The sequence below is a fragment of the Halorubrum persicum genome, assembly GCF_002727125.1.
GTDB classification, from domain to species: Archaea; Halobacteriota; Halobacteria; order Halobacteriales; family Haloferacaceae; genus Halorubrum; species Halorubrum persicum.
This window is the reverse complement of sequence record NZ_NHOA01000043.1, coordinates 70824-87219: the sequence shown is the minus strand read 5'-3', so window position 1 is coordinate 87219 and position 16396 is coordinate 70824. Positions and strand designations below refer to the sequence as shown.

Here is a 16396-nt window from a genome sequence, read left to right as displayed (position 1 = left end):
TTCATGCCGCCGCCGCAACGATCCGGTATGGAACACGAAGCCGAGGTCGTCGGGGTCGGAGCGGGCTCCGCACCCGGCGGCGACGTGCCGGCGGTCATCTTGTCCGTTCGCAGCGAGTACGTCCCGATCTTCGTCAGCGCCGATCAGGCGCAGTCGATCGGGATGGCGCTCGAAGGCGAGCCGTTCGACCGCCCGCTGACACACGATCTCCTCGTCGACATCCTCACCGAGTTCGGGGGTGCGATCGATCGCGTCCGGGTCGACGACCTCCGGGACGGCACCTTCTACGCCAAGGTCGACGCCGAGCGGTACGAGGACGGCGAGCCGGAGCGGTTCGTCTTCGACGCGCGCCCCTCCGACGCGCTCGCGCTCGCCGTCCGGATCGACTGCCCGATCGTCGTCTCCGACGACGTGATCGACGAGGCGGGCCGGCCGCAGGACTCGGTCCAGTTCGACGACGGCACTCGAGAGGGAAGCTGACCGCCGCGCTGCCGGTCGCCCGGCAAGCCGTCACCGTTCAGGGGGTTCAAGTCGCCGGCCGTCTCACCGACGGCATGGACGAGACGGCGACGGTCGCGGAGTCGTACACCGAGATGACCGAACTGCTGTTGCCGAACGACACGAACAACCTCGAGCGGGCGCTCGGGGGCGCGGTCCTCCACTGGATGGACATCTGCGGCGCCATCGCCGGGATGCGCTTCTCGAACCGACAGGTCGTCACAGCCTCGATGGACCACGTCGACTTCATCTCGCCCATCGAGATGGGCGAAGTCGCCGTGATCGAGGGGTACGTGTTCAACGTCGGGCGAACGAGCCTCGACGTGAAGGTTCACGTCAGCGCGGAGAACCCTCGAACCGACGAGCGCCGCCGGACGACGACCTCCTACTTCACGTTCGTGGCGCTCGACGACGAGGGGACCCCGGCGAGCGTGCCGGAACTGACCGCACCCACCGAGGAGGAGGAGGCGCTGCGCGACGACGCGATCGAGGGGCGCCGCGAGCAGCTCCGGGAGGTCGTCGAGCGGTACGACCTGTAGCCGGCGGTCGGGCCGACGAGCGCTGACGAGCGCCCCCGATCGCTCACTGAGTCGCGTTCGCGTCGGTGACGGCGCCGGCGGCCGATGCCGTCGACCCGTCGACCACGTCGACGGCTCCGCCGGCCTCCGCGACTGCGGCCTCGTGCGCCTCGCGGACCAGCGCCGCGAGGTCGGCGGGGGGACCGGTCCCCGCCGCGAGGTGGCTCCCGCAGTCGCAGTCGGACGCGCCGAAGCCGTCGACCGGGCCCGCCGGGAGCCGGTCGGCGACCGCACACTCCACGTCGCCCCCGACGCTTCGCACGACGCGGTCGATGCGGGCGTCGGGGTGTCCGAGCAGGTGGTCGACGTGCCAGTGGCGCACGTCGTGTTCGCCGCGGGCGGTGCGCCGGTGGCGGTCGACGCGCGAGAACCCCCCGGCGCCGAGCGCGCTGCCCGTGTACGCGTAGGCGCCGGATTCGAACCGGTGTTCGCCGAGCGCACCGACCTCGATCGTCGCCGGCGCCGTGAGCTCGACGACGAGGGTGTAGGTGCCGCCCGCGTCGCTTCCGGGGTCGGTGCTCCCGCTCCCGTCCCCGCTCACGACAGCGCCTCCGGCGGCTCGCTCGCCGCCGAGCGAAGGTCGTCCACGAGCTCGCTCGCGGCGTCGGTCAGCTGATACGTCTCGTGCACGTCGTCCGGGTCGCGACCCCGCCCCGACAGCGCCCCGACGACGCCGGCGATCCGGTCGTAGTTGTCGCGCACGAGCCCGCCGACGATTCCCGGCGTCCCCGCCCGATCGGCCAACTCCTGGGCCGCCGAGCGCCCGGCGTACACCCGCCGTTCGCCGGGGTCGACGAACACCATCGCGAACGGGCGAGCGCCGAACTGCGCGTCGAGGAACTCCCCGACCGGATCGGCCTCCCACGGGACCGCGACGACGCCCTCTAACCGCCGGAGCGCCACGGCGGCCACGGAACAGTACGGGCAGTCGCCGTCGAAGATCAGCACCGGCGCGTCCGGGTCGGTGTCCATACCTGCGGGTACGCGCTCCGGCGGCTTAAGCGGCCTGCCGGGGCGGCTTCGGGCGTCGGTGCGGCGTCAAAAATGGCTGAGTTTCGGCGGTCCACGGCGGACCGAACGGGCTGGTTAGTGCGAGTGGCCGAGGGCGTCTTCGAGCGACTGACCGAAGCGCTCCTCGAACAGCTCCGCGGCGGTGTCGTTCATCTCCGCGATGTCGTCGGGCACCTCGCCCTCGCTGTGGTGGGCGATGACGTGGGCCTGCTGGGCCATCGCCTGCACCACGACGTCGCTGACGACGCGGGTCGGCTCCTCGCCCTGCTGGCTGAGCACGTCGACGAGGCCGGCGGGCAGTTCGAAGGACTCCTCGTTGCCGTCGGGATCGGTGACGGTGTACGTCTCGGTGTCTCCCATACCCGTCGGACGGGGGCCGTACATAAGGGTCTGTGGAAACCGGGCGCGGGGCGGGTTGGCCGAGGGAACCTCACCGGCGGTGAGCGCCGCGCTCGGCGGTCGCGCCGGTGTCGCTCCGGCCGCCTTCACCCGTGTGCCGAGATCGCCTTCACCGAGAAGCCGGAGCCGACGATGCTCGCGAGGTACACCGCGATGGCCGTCACGACGATCGACCCGCCGGAGGGGAGCCCGAGGCCGATGGAGACGGCGAAGCCGCCGATCACCGACAGCTGGCCGAAGATCACCGCGAGGTACATCGTCTCGCGGAAGCTCCGGGCGATCTGCGAGGCGGCCGCGACGGGGACGACGAGCATCGCCGCGACGAGGATGACGCCGAGCACCTGCATCGCACCCACGACGACGACCGCGGTCAACACCACGAGCAGGGTGTTGTAGCCGGTGACGTTGAGCTGGGCGACCCGCGCGGCCTGCTCGTCGAAGGTGATGAACAGCAGCTGTTTGTACGTCAGCGCCACGCCGGCGACGACGAGGAGTGAGAGCGCGCCCATCAGCCGCGCGCCCTCGGCCGTGACGACCGCGAGGTTCCCGAACAGGTACCCCTCGATGTTGATCGCCGTCAGCCCGCGGCCGTAGCTGACGATCAGCGTGCCGACCGCGAAGCTCCCGCTGAGCATGATCGCGATCGGCACGTCGCCGTAGGCGTCGGTGCGCTCGGTGAGCCACTGTACCACGAGCGCGCCGAGGATCCCGACGACCAGGGCGATCAGCAGCAGCGAGCCGTTCCACCCCGTCGTCGCGTTGACGAGGATCCCGATCGCGACGCCCGCGAACGCGGTGTGCGCGAGCGTCTCGCCGATCAGCGCCATCTCGCGGTGGACGAGGAACGACCCCACGAGCGGCGCGACGACGCCGACGAGCACGCCGACCGCCATCGACTGCCACATGATCGGATGCCGGAACACGTTCGTCCCGAGGGCGGCGTCCATTCCCCGCCCGAACGACCGGAACGTCGCGTACAGCTGGTTCGCGACCGGGAAGTCCCGTGCCCAGTAGAGCAGGAGGAACCCGAGCATGCCGAGCGCGACGAACGCGGTGAGGCCGATGCCGGCGAGTTCGACCCGCCGCCGGAGCCCGCGGTCCGGCCTCGCCTCCATGCCCGTTTCCGCGTCTGCGTCCCGCGGACCCGAGGGTGTGTCTCCGCTCATCAGTGGTGGTGGTGGACGACCTGTCCGGTGGTGCCGTACGCCTCCGCGAGGGCGTCGCTCTCGACGAACGACTCGGTGTCCCCGTGGTGGTACAGCTCGGTGTTGATACAGGCGATGCGGTTCGCGCGGTCGGTGACGACGCCGATGTCGTGCTCGATGAGGATGATGGTGATCCCCTCGCCGTTCAGCTCGTCGAGGAGGGCGTAGAAGGCGTCGCGCGACTCGGCGTCGACGCCGACGGTCGGTTCGTCGAGCGCGAGGAGGTCCGCGTCGCTCGCGAGGGCCCGGGCGATGTACGCCCGCTGTTTCTGCCCCCCTGACAGCTCCGAGACGAGCCGGTCGGCGAGGTCGACGATGCCGACCGTCTCGATCGCGTCCGCGACGGCCGCGCGGTCGGCCTCGGAGAGCCGCCCCCGGCCGGCGTGCGCGAACCGTCCCATCGTGACGCACTCGCGGACGGTGACCGGCATCGCGCCGCCCCGGCTCGTCGCCTTCTGGGAGACGTAGCCGATCCGGCCGCCGTCGTCGAACTCGTCGACCGGTCGGCCGAACAGCTCGACGGAGCCCTCGTCGGGCTCGTGGAGCCCGAGCATGAGGTGGAGCAGGGTGGTCTTCCCGGAGCCGTTCGGTCCGACGAGCCCGAGGAAGTCGCCCTCCTCGACCGTCAGAGAGACGTCTCTCACGGCGACGGTGTCGCCGTAGGCGAACGTCACGCCGTCGAGGTCGACGATTGCGGTCACTGCGTGTACCCGTTCTGGGTCGCCCGAACGTTTAGCTCTTTTAGTCCGTCGTCGGCGCCGGGGGTCGCCCGCCGCTCCTCCACCGTCCCGCTCACTGCGCGCCGAACGCCCGTTCGAACGCGGGCACGTTTACCTCGGTCATCTGTTCGAGGTAGCCGTAGCCGGCGTCGTTCCACTCCTCCGTGGTGCCGCCGGCCGGCGAGACAGCGGTCGCCTCCGTCGCGTCGCTGTTCTCGACGATCGTCTCGGCAAGCCGGGTCGACTCGAAGCGGTCGTAGAGGATCGTGTCGATCCCCCCGTCGTTCACCAGCTCGATGGTGTCGGCGATCTCGCTCTGGCTCGGCTCGTTCTGCGGCGAGACGCCGACCGGCGAGTGGAGCCGGAACCCGTAGCGCGCCTCCAGGTACTGGAAGGAGTTGTGGCCCGCGATGACGGCCACGTCGCGGGCGGCGTCCTCGGCGATCGACTCGAAGGCGGCGTCGACCTCGCCGAGCTCCTCGGCGTACGCGGCCGCGTTATCGGCGTAGGCATCGGCGTTGTCGGGATCGGCCTCACCGAGCCCGGTCGCGATGGTCTCGACCATGTCGGCCGCCAACACCGGATCGACCCAGACGTGGGGGTCGTACTGGCGGTCGTCGTGAGTCTCTTCGTCGTGAGTTTCCTCGTCGTGAGTCCCTTCGTCATGCCCGTCCTCGCCGTCCTCCCCCCCGTGCGAGTGGTTCCACTCCAAGAGGTCGTCTTCGACGTCGGCGAGCGCGTCGATGACGGCGACGGAGTCGTAGTCCGCCTCCAGCGTCGCGGCGAGGTCCTGCGCCCACGAGAACTCGGGGTTGTCGAGGTAGACGAACGCGTCGGTCGAGGCCACGTCGGTCGCGAGGGTGCCGTCGGGGGTCCAGCCGTGGCCGAGGCGCCCGACCTCGACGGGGCTTTCGAAGCTCGCGCGGTCCCCGGCGACCACGTTCGCCCAGTCGTTGAGCGTGAAGAAGGCGGTGTACCCGCCGTCGAACCCGGCACTGCCCTCGTCTGCGGCGTCCGAACAGCCGGCGAGGGAGGCCGCCGCGCCGGCGGCCACCAGCCCCGCTCCGCGTGTCAGCACCGATCGACGTGAGTGTGTCATACCTACTGCTACCGCAGTTTAACAGAAAAGGATTGTTATTTCACAATAGAAATTTAATAACTCACTGGGTCGAGAGCGGGGGCGATTAACAACGACGGGTCTGCGGGCGGTCCTCGCGGGCGGGCGGCTCGCGAACCGCTCACTCGGTGAGGTCGACGACCGTCGCTCCGGCGAGGTCGGCTAACGCGTCCGGGGAGACCGCGAACAGCGCGCTCGGCGTTCCCGCCGCGCCGTACACCGTGTCGTACTCCGTGAGCGTCGGATCGAAGACCGTCGGGAGCGCCGCGTCGTGACAGACCGGCGGGACGCCGCCGATGCTCCACCCGACGACCTCGCGGATCTGCCCTGGATCCGCCATCGTCGCCGCGGTCGCGCCGAACCGCTCCGCGACCGCGTCGAGGTCGAGTCGGTTCGCGCCGCTCGTGATCGCCGCGATCAGGTCGTCCGGTCCCGCCTCCCGTTCCGGCTCCGAGAGCGACACCACGATGGTGGAGGCGATCGCCGCGGTGTCACAGCCGACGGCGTCGGCGGCCGCGGCCGCCGTCTTCGTCCCCGCGTCGAACTCCACCACCTCGAGGTCGATGTCGTGTCGATCCCGCGCCCGCTCCGCGAACTCAGCCGCGCGTTCGTGCATGACGGGACAGAGGGACGGGAGCCGGCATCAACCCCTCGGATGCGGTACTATGCGGGTCGGTCGAAACAGAGTAGCCGAATCGGGGTCGCCGAAAGCGACAGTCGAAGCCGTCGCCGGTCAGCGCGTCCGCAGATCGTCTTTGTCCTTGATCACGCGGGCGTCGCCCTCGCCGGACGTGACCTCGTTGACGAGGTCGTACAGGTCGTTCTGCAGGCCGGCCGGGAAGGTGAGCACGCCGACCCACGACCCGTCGTTCTGCCACTCCTCGCGTTCGAGGTCGCCGAACTCGCGGATCTGCGCCTGTCCGGATCCGGCGTAGTCGGCGGGGAGTTGGACCGCCATCGTCACCTCCTCGAACCGGATCGGGATGACGGGGCGGAGCGCCTCGAGGGCGTCGTCGACCTGATTCTCGACCGGCTCCATCGGATCGATCTGGAAGCCAGCCTCTTCGAGGGCGCGCTCGATGCGCTCGGGCGGGTGCGGCGAGTCGTCCATCTGCGGGTTCACCGCGTTGCGCGTGATGGTGGTGACGAGCTGGTTGTGCTTGCGCTCCATCATCTCCTCGCGCTGCTCGGCGGTGATCTGGATCTCTCCGCGTTCGACGACTTCGGGGATGATCGCCAGCGGATCGGTCGTGCCGAACACGGTCTCCAAGTCCTCCTCGGCCGGACGGTCGCCCCGGGACGCGTTCTCGAACACGTCCTCGGCGGCGATCACGTCCTCCAGCTCGCCCTCGAACTCCCCGCGTTTCATCGCGAGCGCGGCGTCCGGGTCGATCAGCACTTCGAACCGTTCGCCGTGCGACTCCAGTCGGGCCGTCACGGCTTCGTCGAGCGATATCATACCCCCCGATACCACCCCTACACTGAAAAAGCCCCCCGCGACGCGCCGCGGGGACGGCCCCTCCATCGCGGCCTTCTCCTCGATCTCGCTTTCGCCCCCCGCGTCACTTCCCCGCCGAGGCTCGCTCGTCGGTCCACTCGTCCCGACAGCCCTGCGAACAGAACTGTCGATGCACCGCGTCGTCGCCGTCGACCCACGTCACCGTCCGGCGCCCGGTGCCGAGCGCCGGTTCCCCACAGGCCGCACAGCGCGGCGCGGACTCCTCGTCGATGTCCCCCTCGAGGTCGGAAGTCGGATCTACCATACCCGTCCGTACACCTCCGGACACTTGAACCTGCGAAGGGCGGCAGTTCTGGCCGAGCGACTCGGGCTCACCGACCGACCGGGGCTCACCGACCGACCGGGCGACCGTCGTCTCTTTCGTGTTACCGCCTCCCGTCGCTCCGCTTCGCCCCGTCGCTCCGCTTCGCCCCGTCGCTCCGACCCCGTCGCTTCCCGGCCGACGCCGGGGTCAGCGAGGGGTGTTCGACCGCGAGCTCCGCGTTCGCCGCCGGGTCGATGAGCGTCCGCTCGCGGCCGTCCGGCCACCGGACGTCCACCCGAACCGGGGTCGACCCGCCGAGCCCGAAGTGCGCGACCGGCTCGGTCTGGCAGAGGCAGCCGCCGCCGGCGTCGACGGTGCGGCGCTGGACGCCGTCGGTCGTTTCGAGCCGAACCACGGCACCGCGCGCGGGCGCTCCGTGACGCGTGGTCGGCCGGACGCGAAGCCACCCGGCGTCTGCTGCGGTCGGGTCCTTGTACACCGAGATCGGTTGAGCCGCGACTTCGCCGTGGACCACGATCAGTTCGAGCACGCCGTCCCGGTCGATGTCGGCCGCGACCGCGCCGGTCCCGAACCCGTCCGGCTCGGCGGCAGGCCCCGGCCCCACACGGGACCAGCGCGCGCCGTCCGTCTCGTCGCGGGTCACGCCGCCGCGGGCGAAGAGCCGATTCGGCTCTCCCGAGGCGTTGAAGAACAGCTCCTCCCGGCCGTCGTTGTCGAAGTCGGCGGCGACGACGGTCCGGACTCGCCCGGTGTCTCGGAGCGCTGGCGGCGCGGCGTCGGCGAACCCCCCGTCGGGCGTTTGCCGGAGGAGCCGGTTCGGCCCGCTCTCGTTGCCGACCGCGAACGCGAACCGTCCCCCCTCGTCGACAAGGGCGGCGCCCCGCGTGTCGCCCGCCGGGTCCGAGAGCGCCGCGCCGCCGTCGGCGCTGTCGTAGTGACCCCTGTCGTTTCGGAACAGCCGGTTCGGCCCGCGCTCGACGCCCGCGAACAGGTCGCCCTCCCCCGAGCAGTGCGGCACCGCGAGCAGGGACCGGCATCCCCCTTCGACCTCCAGGCCGACCGCGTCGGCCATGTCCGTGATCTCCCCGTCGTCGCCGATCTCGTAGAAGGAGAGGGGGGCGGCGTATCCGGAGACAGCGACTCCGTAGCGCCCGGTCCCGAGCCGGTCGAGCGCGGCGACCGACCGCCCGGCGCGGACGGCGAGCCGGTCCGCGTTCACGTCGAGCGCGAACAGGTCGGTCCACCGGTAGCGCTCGGACTCGAGCCGGTTCAGGAGGAGGTCCGGATCGCCGCCGCCGTCGACGCCCTTGGTGCAGTTGTGGACGTACACCTCCTCGCAGCCGTCGGCGTCGAGGTCGGCCGCGCACACGCCCATCCCGTGTCGGGTCCCGTCGGCGACGATGCCGCAGGCCGTGTCGACGAAGCGGTCGCCGTCGCGGGCGTACAGCCGGTTGGGCTCTCCGTACCCCGCGACGAACACGAGCGGTCCCTCTCGGCCGGGCGTCACCGCGACGCCGTACCCACGAACTGGGTCGTCGTCCGCGACGAGGTCGGACCGCTCGGTGAACATGGCCGTCCGTCACCGCTCGGGGAATAAGAACTCACGGGTCCGCCCGGAGACAGCCTTATATATGCGCTCGCGACCGAGCGCGTTCGAGGACGGGCCGCGCCGGGCGCGTGCGGATCGCCGCCCGCCGCGCTAGGCGAGGACGAACACGAACAGCGCGACGCCGGCGGCGAGCGTGAGGAAGAGGACGCTCCGACCGATCCCCGTCCGGATCTCGGTGTCGACGCCCGCGCGAGCCAGCGCCTCCCGCGGGTGCATCCCGGTCCACTCGACGGCCGCGATCGTGCTCATCACCGCGCGGTCGACGGCGGCCCACAGCTCCGTGACGCCCCAGATCGAGCCGCGAGCGAGGTAGAACGCGGCCGGGTACGTCACCGCGTCGATGTCCCGCATGTGGTGAGCGAGCCAGCCGAGCGGTCGCTTCAGCGCGAAGAAGCCGACGAAGCCGGTTACGAGCAGCGCCGCGCTCTCCGTCAGGTGGCTCGTGCTGTACGGGTGGAGCTCGGGCGCGACCTCGGCCGTGAACGGCATCAGCTCGACGAGGTAGCCGTAGGTGAGCGGCGTACCGAAGAAGACGCAGGCGCCGCCGGCCAGCAGCATGCCGGCCGTCTGGAACGGCGTGGCGTCCTTCGGCGACAGCGTCGCCGACCCGTGGAAGAACACGTAGTAGCCGAGCTTGATGAACGACATGAACGTCCCCACGCCGCCGAGGATCAGCAGCCACCAGAGGAGCCCCTCGCCGAACAGCAGCTCGAAGTTGTGGAGCTCGTGGGCGGAGTCGATCACCATTCCCTTCGAGATGAACCCGTTGAACCCCGGAACGGCCGTAATCGAGGCGGCGCCGATCAGGTAGACGACGAACGTGACCGGCATCTCTCGCCAGAGCCCGCCCATGTCTCTGATATCCTCGACGCCGGTCCGGTAGATCACGACGCCGACGGCCATGAACAGCAGGCTCTTGTACAGCACGTTGTTGAACAGGTGGGCGAAGCCGCCGGTGACGGCGAACTCGCCGACGTACGTCGCGAGCCCGAAGCCGGCCAGCATGTAGCCCAACTGCGCCTGAATGTGGTACGAGAGCAGGCGGCGCGGGTCGTACTGCAGCAGCGCGAAGAACGCGCCGTAGACCGCCATGAACCCGCCGAGGTACGCGAGCCACATCCCGCCCTCGGGGAACGTGCGGTACATCACGTACGCCGCCGTCTTCGTGGTGAACACGGAGAGGAACACCGACGCCGCCACGTGTGGGCGCGGGTAGGTGTCCGGCAGCCACGTGTGCAGGAAGATGAACCCGCAGTTGACGCCGACGCCGATCGCCGCGAGCAGGGTCGCGTTGGCGTGGATCCCGGTCGCCGACGAGAACAGGAAGATCTCGCTGGCCGGCACGCTCCCGAGCATCGACGCGCCGTGGACGACGACGGCACCGAGCAGGAACGTCCCGCCGATCCCGTGGAACAGGGCGTAGCGGTAGCCGGCCCGCACCGCGGCGCCGCCGTACTGCCACACGAGCAGCGTCGAGGTGACGGCCATCAGCTCCCAGAAGAAGATCAGCGTGAGCCAGTCGCCGGCGTAGATCGTCCCGACCGTCGAGGAGACGTAGATCAGCGCGAACGCCGTCACCCACGTGGGCGCCTCGGTGCCGTACGCGTACAACACCGCCGCGGTCGCGAGGAAGCCGACGACGACGCCCATCAGCAGCGAGAACTGGTCGACGTTGAACCACACCACGTCGAAGCCGAGGAACTGCGTCGCGAGGTGCGTCCCCGTCCCCCCGTCGCCGAGCAGGAGGGCCTGCACGAACGTGAACCCGGTCGCCAGCGCGGCCGCCGCGTGGCCGAGGCGGCGCGGGAGCGCGAGGACGGCGAGCGCGGCGAGCGCGAGCAGCACGTACGGCGGCACCGACGTGAGGATCGGATTCATGGCCGCATCACCTCCTCGGGGAGCCGCGTGTCGACGATGAGCTCAATCAGCTCCAAGAAGCCCATCTCGTAGGGAATCACGCCGAGAAGCACCGCCAGCGCCATCGCGGTGAGGATCGGGCCGAGCATGAACCACGTGGACTCGCGGCCGCGGAGGGCCTCGAGGCCGGAAACGTGCTCCCAGCCGCCCGCGGGCGGTCCGCCGGCGTGGCCGTGGTCGTCGTGAGCGTGGGTTTCCTGACCGCCGTCCTGATCGTCGCGGGAGTCGTCGTCGCGAGTATCGTCGTCACGGGTGCCGCCGTCGCGGGTATCGTCGTCGCCGTGGCCGGTGCGACCGTCGGCTCCGTCGCCGTCGCCGCTCTCCCCCACGCCGAACGGCACGTCGGCGTCCGAGGGTCGCGCGTCGACCGCATAGTCGCCGGTGTCAACGCGCTCCGCCGGCTCGGAGAAGTCGCGGTCGCTCGTGTTGAAGTCCGGGCGGACCACGCCCTCTTCGTCGGTCGGGAGGTCGTCCATCTCCGCGTCGGGGATGTCCGAGTCGTCCGGCACCTCGGGGCCGTCGCCGACGGACACCGCGTCCTCGGCGTCGACCGTCGCGTCGCCCTCGGCGCTCTCGACCACGTCGTCGAGGTCGGCTTCGTCGTCTCCGCCTTCGTCTTCTGGCTGGCCTCCATCGGTGGCCGCGTCGTCAGCTGCGCGGCCCCCGTCTGTCGCCGCGTCGTCAGCTGCGCGGCCCCCGTCTGTCGCCGGAAGCGTCGACCGCGACTCCCCGCCCAGCTGGAAGTCGACGAGCGGCTTCGCGTCGTGGGCGTCTTCGGCCTCGAAGAAGGCGGTGTAGATCACCGGCCAGAAGTACGCGATGTTGAGGACGCCGGACAGCAGCAGCGCACCGACGAGGTAGTAGGCGACCGGGGTCAGCTGGGCGCCCATTCGGATCCCGCCGATCAGCATGTAGTACTTGCTGACGAACCCGGCCAGAAGCGGGATGCCCGCCATCCCGAGCGAGGCGACGGTAAACGCCCCCATCGTCAGGGGCATCCGCTTGCCGATCCCCGCCATCTCCGAGATGTAGTCGGTGTGCGTCGAGACGTGGATGTTCCCGGCACAGAAGAACAGGGTGAGCTTCATGAACGCGTGCGCCGGGATGTGCAGGAGCGCTCCGACGAGCCCGTACCAGCCGAACAGCCCGAGCCCGAGGATGATGTAGCTCAGCTGGCTCACCGTCGAGTAGGCGAGCCGCTGTTTCAGGTGGTCCTTCCGCAGCGCGATGATCGAGGCCGCCGTCAGCGTGATCGCGCCGATGGTCGACAGCACGAGCCCGGCCGAGAAGCCGAGCGGGAGCGACAGGTCGAACACGAGCTCCGGGCCGAACACGTCGAGGACGACCCGCGAGACGCCGAACGCCCCGGACTTGACGACCGCGACCGCGTGGAGCAGCCCGGAGACGGGCGTCGGGGCCACCATCGCCTCGGGGAGCCACTGGTGGAGCGGCATGATCCCGGCCTTCACGCCGAACCCGATCGCGAGCAGGAAGAACGCGAGCATCGCGAGCCCGGGGTCGGCGTTGGCTAGCTCCTGGATCCCGCCGGCCGTGAACGAGACGTTGCCGGCGATCAGGTAGACGAGGGCGGTGCCGGCGAGCACGAGCACGCCGCCGCCGAACATCGTGTACGCGAGGTACTTCCGGCCGGCCGCGCGGGCCTCGTCCGTCTCGTCGTGGGCGACGAGCGGGTACGTCGCGATCGAGAGGACCTCGTAGAAGACGAAGATCGTCACGAGGTTGCCCGCGAACGCGATCCCCATCGTCGCCGACAGCGACACCGCGAACGCGGCGAAGTACCGGGTCTGGTTGGTCTCGTCGTTGCCGCGCATGTAGCCGATGCTGTAAAACGACGTGACGATCCACAGCCCGCTCGCGAGGAACGCGAACAGCATCCCCAGCGCGTCCGCGCGCAGCGCGAACTCGATGCCGGGCAGGAACGTCCCGAGCGAGGTCTCGAACACCGCGCCGCCGAGGACGGCCGGCAGCATCGAGGCGACGATCGCGAACTTCGCGACCGCGGCCGCGATCGTCCACCCCTCACGGACGTTCGGGGAACGGTACGACGCGACGATGAAGAACGACGCGACGAACGAGACGAGAACCGCCAGTAGCGGACGTAGATCGGTGATTGGAGCTTCAGTCATGCGAACACCTCCGTGAGGAACGGATCGAACCACTCGAACAGCGCGTAGCCGGCGAAGCCGAGCCCGACCGTCGCGAACGCCGTGAGGATCAGGATCGCGAGCGACGCCGGTGGCACGCGGTCCGGTACGAACCGCGAGCGCGCCGCCCCCTCGACGGGCGTGAGGGGACCGCCGTCTCCGGTCGCCGATTCGTGGCCGCCGTCGGCCGCGACCTCGGCGGCGTGCCCGTCACCGCGGTCATCGTCGTCGTGTCCGTCGCTGTGGTCGTCGTCGCCGTGACCGCCCGGAACGCCGACGCCGGCGAAGTAGAACCGCTCTATCACCCGCGCGACGTACGACAGCGTGAACAGCGTGCTGATGAAGATCACGACCGCGATCCCGATTCCGGCGGGACCGCCGCCGCCCAGGCTCGACTCGACCGCGCCGACGCCGATGTACCACTTCCCGAGGAAGCCGATCGACGGCGGGATGCCGACGAGTCCGAGCCCGAGCAGGGCGACCGCACCGCCCGTGTACGGCGCGGACCGGGCGGCGCTCGCGAGGTCGTCGAGCTCGCGGGCGCCGTAGCCGAGCGCCAACAGCCCGATTCCGAGGAACAGGCCGAACTTCAGCAGGCCGTGCCCGACGAGGTGAACGATCCCGCCGAGCAGCGCGGTCTCGTTCGCGAGCGCGACCGCGGCGACGATCATGCCGAACTGCGCGACCGACGAGTAGGCGAACATCCGCTTGAGGTCGGACTGCATCGCCGCGAGCGCGGAGCCCGCGAGGATCGACGCGCCGGCGACGATCAGCATGACCGTCGTGATCGCGTCGTTGGCCGCGAGGAAGTCGACGGTGAAGACGGTGTACGACACGCGGATCAGCGCGTACGCGCTCGCGGTCGACACGAGCGCCGCGACGATCGTCGTCACCGCGTCCGGCGCGCGCTGGTACGCGTCCGGCTGCCACGCGTGGATCGGGAAGACGGCGATCTTCAGCCCGAGCCCCGCGACGATCAGCGCGTAGCTCGCGCGGATCAGCGGATCGGCGTAGCTCGCCTGCTCGAGGATCTGCACCTGCATGTCGAGCATGTTCAGCGTCCCCGTTGCGAGGAACGCGTAGCCCACGCCGAGCAGGTACAGCGAGGCGCCGACCGTCCCCACCACGAGGTACTTCAGCGAGGCGTACGCGCTCGCGCCCGACCGGTCCGCCGCGATGAGCGCGTACGTGGAGATCCCGACGATCTCCAGGAAGACGAACATGTTGAACAGGTCGCCCGTGAGCACGAGCCCGGTGAGCCCCCCGACTAAGAGCAGATACCCGCTGTAAAACGAGTTGCCGCGGGGGCCGGCCACCCGCGCGAACGCGAGCGTCGCCAGCGAGACGGCGGCGACCAGGACGAGCACCGCGACCGACAGCTCGTCGGCGACCAGCTCGATCCCGATCGGCGGCTCGTACGTTCCGAGCGCGTGCGAGAGCGTTCCGCCGCGGGCCACTTCGAGGCCGATCCCCGCCGCGAGCCCGGCGAGGGCGGTCGTCGCGACCGCCGCGACCGACCACCCGGCGTCCTCGTACTTCAGCCCGAGCGCGAGCGGGAGCGTCGCCGCGACCAGCGGGGTGGCGATGGCGATCGGGAGGAGCACGTCACTCATCGGCCTCACCTCCGTCGTTACCGCCGATCGCGGGTCGCTCGGGGAGCGACCCCTCGTCGCGCAGCAGATCTCGGAGCACGTCGGTCCGGAGCGTCCCGTACTCGTCGTAGATACGGATACAGAGCGCGAGCCCCACAGCGGTGAGGCTCACGCCGACGACGATGGCCGTGAGCACGATCACGTGGGGGAGCGGGCTGACGAACGTCTGCGTCTCGGCCGCCCCTTCGGGGACGATCGGCATCGCGCCGCCCTCGACGTACGCCGAGGTGATGAACAGCAGGAATATCGCCGTCTGGAACAGGTTGAGGCCGATAATCTTCTTCACGAGGTTGGGGTTGGCGATCATCATGTACAGTCCGATACACAACAGCAGCGCGAAGGCGACGTACGAGTGTCTCGTCGTCAACACGTCGAACGCCGAGGCGGTCGCGGTCCCGGACGCGAGGACCGAGGCGACGCCGACCGCGGCGTCGAGAGCGCCCGTCATCGGTCACCCCCGGCGTCGGCGGCCCCCGCTTCGGGGGAGCCGTCATCGTCGACCGGTTCGCCCTCGTCGATCGATCCGTCCTCGTCGAGGGAGCCGTTTCCGAACCCGCCGCCGTCGGAGCTGAAGCCGTTCGCGAGCAGGAAGAACAGCCCCATGAGCACGCCGGCCACGATGGGGGCGATCCCGATCACCTCGACCCCCTCCATCCCGTACTTGACGGGGTTGAGGATCGGGATCGGCAGCAGGTCGTACTGGAGGAACGCCCCGCCGAGCGCGACCGGGACGAGTCCGATTCCGGCGAACGCGAGCGCGCCGCCGACCGCGAGCGCGACGACGACGGTGTTCGCGAGCCAGTCGCGCGTCGACTCGATGCCGAACGCGAACGCGATCATGAACACCACGGCGGCCATGATCGCCCCGCCCTGGAACCCGCCGCCCGGAGAGCCGCTCCCGTGGAAGGTGATGAAGAGGCCGAAGGTGAACGCGAACGGCGCGATCACTTTCACGGTCGGCATGATGACCTGGCTCTCCGTGTACGGCGTTCCCTGCCGGTTCTCTGAGTCGAGACGCCCCGACCGGGCGGCGGCGCGGTGCGGCGGGAGGTCGGACTCGGCGTCGGTGGGCGCGTCTGCCCCGCTGTTGGTAGCTGTGTCGGTCATGTCGGTGTCGTCGACGGCGTCGCTCATGCGAACACCTCCCGGTGTAGCACGATCAGCGCCGCGATACCGCCGGCGAAGACGACGACCGCCTCGCCGAAGGTGTCGAACCCACGGAACGCCGCCAGCACCGCCATCACGGTGTTCTCGACGTGGGTCTGCGCGTAGGTTTCGGTGAGGTACCACTGCGTCACGTCCGGATTCGACCAGACCGGCGCGTCCGGCGACCCGATCGCCGGAATATCCCCCATGGTGAGCAGGAGCCCGGCGAACAGGAACCCGGCGGCGCCCGCGGCGGGGAGGTTCACCGACTCGAAGGCGGTCTCGTGGTCGATCCGGGTTGTCTTCGCGAGCGTCAACAGCAGCAGGACGGTCGTCACGCCGGCGGAGATCGCGGCCTCCGTCAGCGCCACGTCGGGCGCGCGGTAGAACGTGTACAGCGCGGCCATCCCGAGGCTGTACGCCCCGAAGACGATGACCGCCGCGAGCACGTCGCGGGCGAACGCGGTCGCGAGCGCCGTGAACACGACGAACGCGAGCAGGCTCGCCTCGATCGCGGTGACCTGTGCGACGACCGGAGAGACGGGGGCGACCGAACCGACCGAGCCGACCGAGCCGGTCACGAGCGGAACCGCGCC

At 70.2% G+C, this 16396-nt stretch carries 18 protein-coding genes; 2 read left to right on the top strand and 16 right to left on the bottom strand.

Going from position 1 to position 16396, the window contains the following annotated elements; all coding sequences use genetic code 11:
* Positions 1-27: 27 nt before the first annotated feature.
* Both DJ69_RS07275 and DJ69_RS07270 read left to right on the top strand, forming a co-directional pair.
* Positions 28-480 carry a bifunctional nuclease family protein gene (locus DJ69_RS07275; RefSeq protein ID WP_099255011.1) on the top strand — a complete coding sequence of 151 codons (453 nt, stop codon included), beginning with the start codon at positions 28-30 and terminating at the stop codon, positions 478-480.
* Positions 481-554: 74 nt separating this feature from the next.
* A complete protein-coding gene (locus DJ69_RS07270) occupies positions 555-1037 on the top strand; it encodes an acyl-CoA thioesterase (RefSeq protein WP_099255010.1) in 483 nt (160 codons plus the stop codon).
* 43 nt (positions 1038-1080) lie between these two features.
* Here the strand turns inward: DJ69_RS07270 and DJ69_RS07265 are convergent, their stop codons facing one another.
* The 16 genes from DJ69_RS07265 to DJ69_RS07190 form a co-directional block, all read right to left on the bottom strand.
* Positions 1081-1617: a GIY-YIG nuclease family protein gene (locus tag DJ69_RS07265; RefSeq protein ID WP_099255009.1), complete on the bottom strand. Its 537-nt coding sequence runs from the start codon at positions 1615-1617 to the stop codon at positions 1081-1083.
* A complete protein-coding gene (locus DJ69_RS07260; protein WP_099255008.1) occupies positions 1614-2048 on the bottom strand; it encodes a thioredoxin domain-containing protein in 435 nt (144 codons plus the stop codon). The genes DJ69_RS07265 and DJ69_RS07260 overlap by 4 nt, the downstream gene beginning before the upstream one ends.
* Positions 2049-2162: 114 nt before the next feature.
* The gene (locus tag DJ69_RS07255) at positions 2163-2447 is read right to left on the bottom strand and encodes a DUF7545 family protein (RefSeq protein ID WP_008004266.1); all 285 of its coding nucleotides are present in this window, start codon (positions 2445-2447) and stop codon (positions 2163-2165) included.
* A gap of 125 nt (positions 2448-2572) precedes the next feature.
* The gene (locus DJ69_RS07250; protein WP_099255007.1) at positions 2573-3652 is read right to left on the bottom strand and encodes a metal ABC transporter permease; all 1080 of its coding nucleotides are present in this window, start codon (positions 3650-3652) and stop codon (positions 2573-2575) included.
* A complete protein-coding gene (locus DJ69_RS07245) occupies positions 3652-4392 on the bottom strand; it encodes a metal ABC transporter ATP-binding protein (protein WP_099255006.1) in 741 nt (246 codons plus the stop codon). The genes DJ69_RS07250 and DJ69_RS07245 overlap by 1 nt, the downstream gene beginning before the upstream one ends.
* 91 nt (positions 4393-4483) lie before the next feature.
* Positions 4484-5509: a metal ABC transporter solute-binding protein, Zn/Mn family gene (locus DJ69_RS07240; RefSeq protein WP_099255005.1), complete on the bottom strand. Its 1026-nt coding sequence runs from the start codon at positions 5507-5509 to the stop codon at positions 4484-4486.
* Between the two features lie 139 nt (positions 5510-5648).
* The gene (locus DJ69_RS07235) at positions 5649-6143 is read right to left on the bottom strand and encodes a YbaK/EbsC family protein (RefSeq protein ID WP_099255004.1); all 495 of its coding nucleotides are present in this window, start codon (positions 6141-6143) and stop codon (positions 5649-5651) included.
* A 117-nt stretch (positions 6144-6260) separates the two neighbouring features.
* Entirely contained in the window at positions 6261-6986 is a 726-nt protein-coding gene (locus tag DJ69_RS07230) for a ribosome assembly factor SBDS (protein ID WP_099255003.1), read from the bottom strand.
* Between the two features lie 103 nt (positions 6987-7089).
* Positions 7090-7290: a DUF7576 family protein gene (locus DJ69_RS07225; RefSeq protein ID WP_099255002.1), complete on the bottom strand. Its 201-nt coding sequence runs from the start codon at positions 7288-7290 to the stop codon at positions 7090-7092.
* 121 nt (positions 7291-7411) lie between these two features.
* Positions 7412-8881, bottom strand: coding sequence for a CRTAC1 family protein (locus tag DJ69_RS07220; RefSeq protein ID WP_099255001.1), 1470 nt, complete (start codon positions 8879-8881; stop codon positions 7412-7414).
* A gap of 129 nt (positions 8882-9010) precedes the next feature.
* Positions 9011-10798 carry a Na(+)/H(+) antiporter subunit D gene (locus tag DJ69_RS07215; RefSeq protein ID WP_099255000.1) on the bottom strand — a complete coding sequence of 596 codons (1788 nt, stop codon included), beginning with the start codon at positions 10796-10798 and terminating at the stop codon, positions 9011-9013.
* Complete coding sequence (locus DJ69_RS07210) at positions 10795-12984, bottom strand: proton-conducting transporter transmembrane domain-containing protein (RefSeq protein ID WP_099254999.1); 2190 nt, start codon at positions 12982-12984, stop codon at positions 10795-10797. Before DJ69_RS07210 ends, DJ69_RS07215 begins: the two co-directional genes overlap by 4 nt.
* On the bottom strand, positions 12981-14615 hold the full coding sequence (locus DJ69_RS07205; protein WP_099254998.1) for a proton-conducting transporter transmembrane domain-containing protein: 1635 nt from the start codon (positions 14613-14615) through the stop codon (positions 12981-12983). Before DJ69_RS07205 ends, DJ69_RS07210 begins: the two co-directional genes overlap by 4 nt.
* Entirely contained in the window at positions 14608-15102 is a 495-nt protein-coding gene (locus tag DJ69_RS07200; RefSeq protein ID WP_180271744.1) for a cation:proton antiporter subunit C, read from the bottom strand. Before DJ69_RS07200 ends, DJ69_RS07205 begins: the two co-directional genes overlap by 8 nt.
* A complete protein-coding gene (locus DJ69_RS07195; RefSeq protein WP_099254997.1) occupies positions 15099-15788 on the bottom strand; it encodes an MnhB domain-containing protein in 690 nt (229 codons plus the stop codon). Before DJ69_RS07195 ends, DJ69_RS07200 begins: the two co-directional genes overlap by 4 nt.
* The gene (locus tag DJ69_RS07190; protein WP_180271746.1) at positions 15785-16381 is read right to left on the bottom strand and encodes a DUF4040 domain-containing protein; all 597 of its coding nucleotides are present in this window, start codon (positions 16379-16381) and stop codon (positions 15785-15787) included. The genes DJ69_RS07195 and DJ69_RS07190 overlap by 4 nt, the downstream gene beginning before the upstream one ends.
* Positions 16382-16396: the final 15 nt, after the last annotated feature.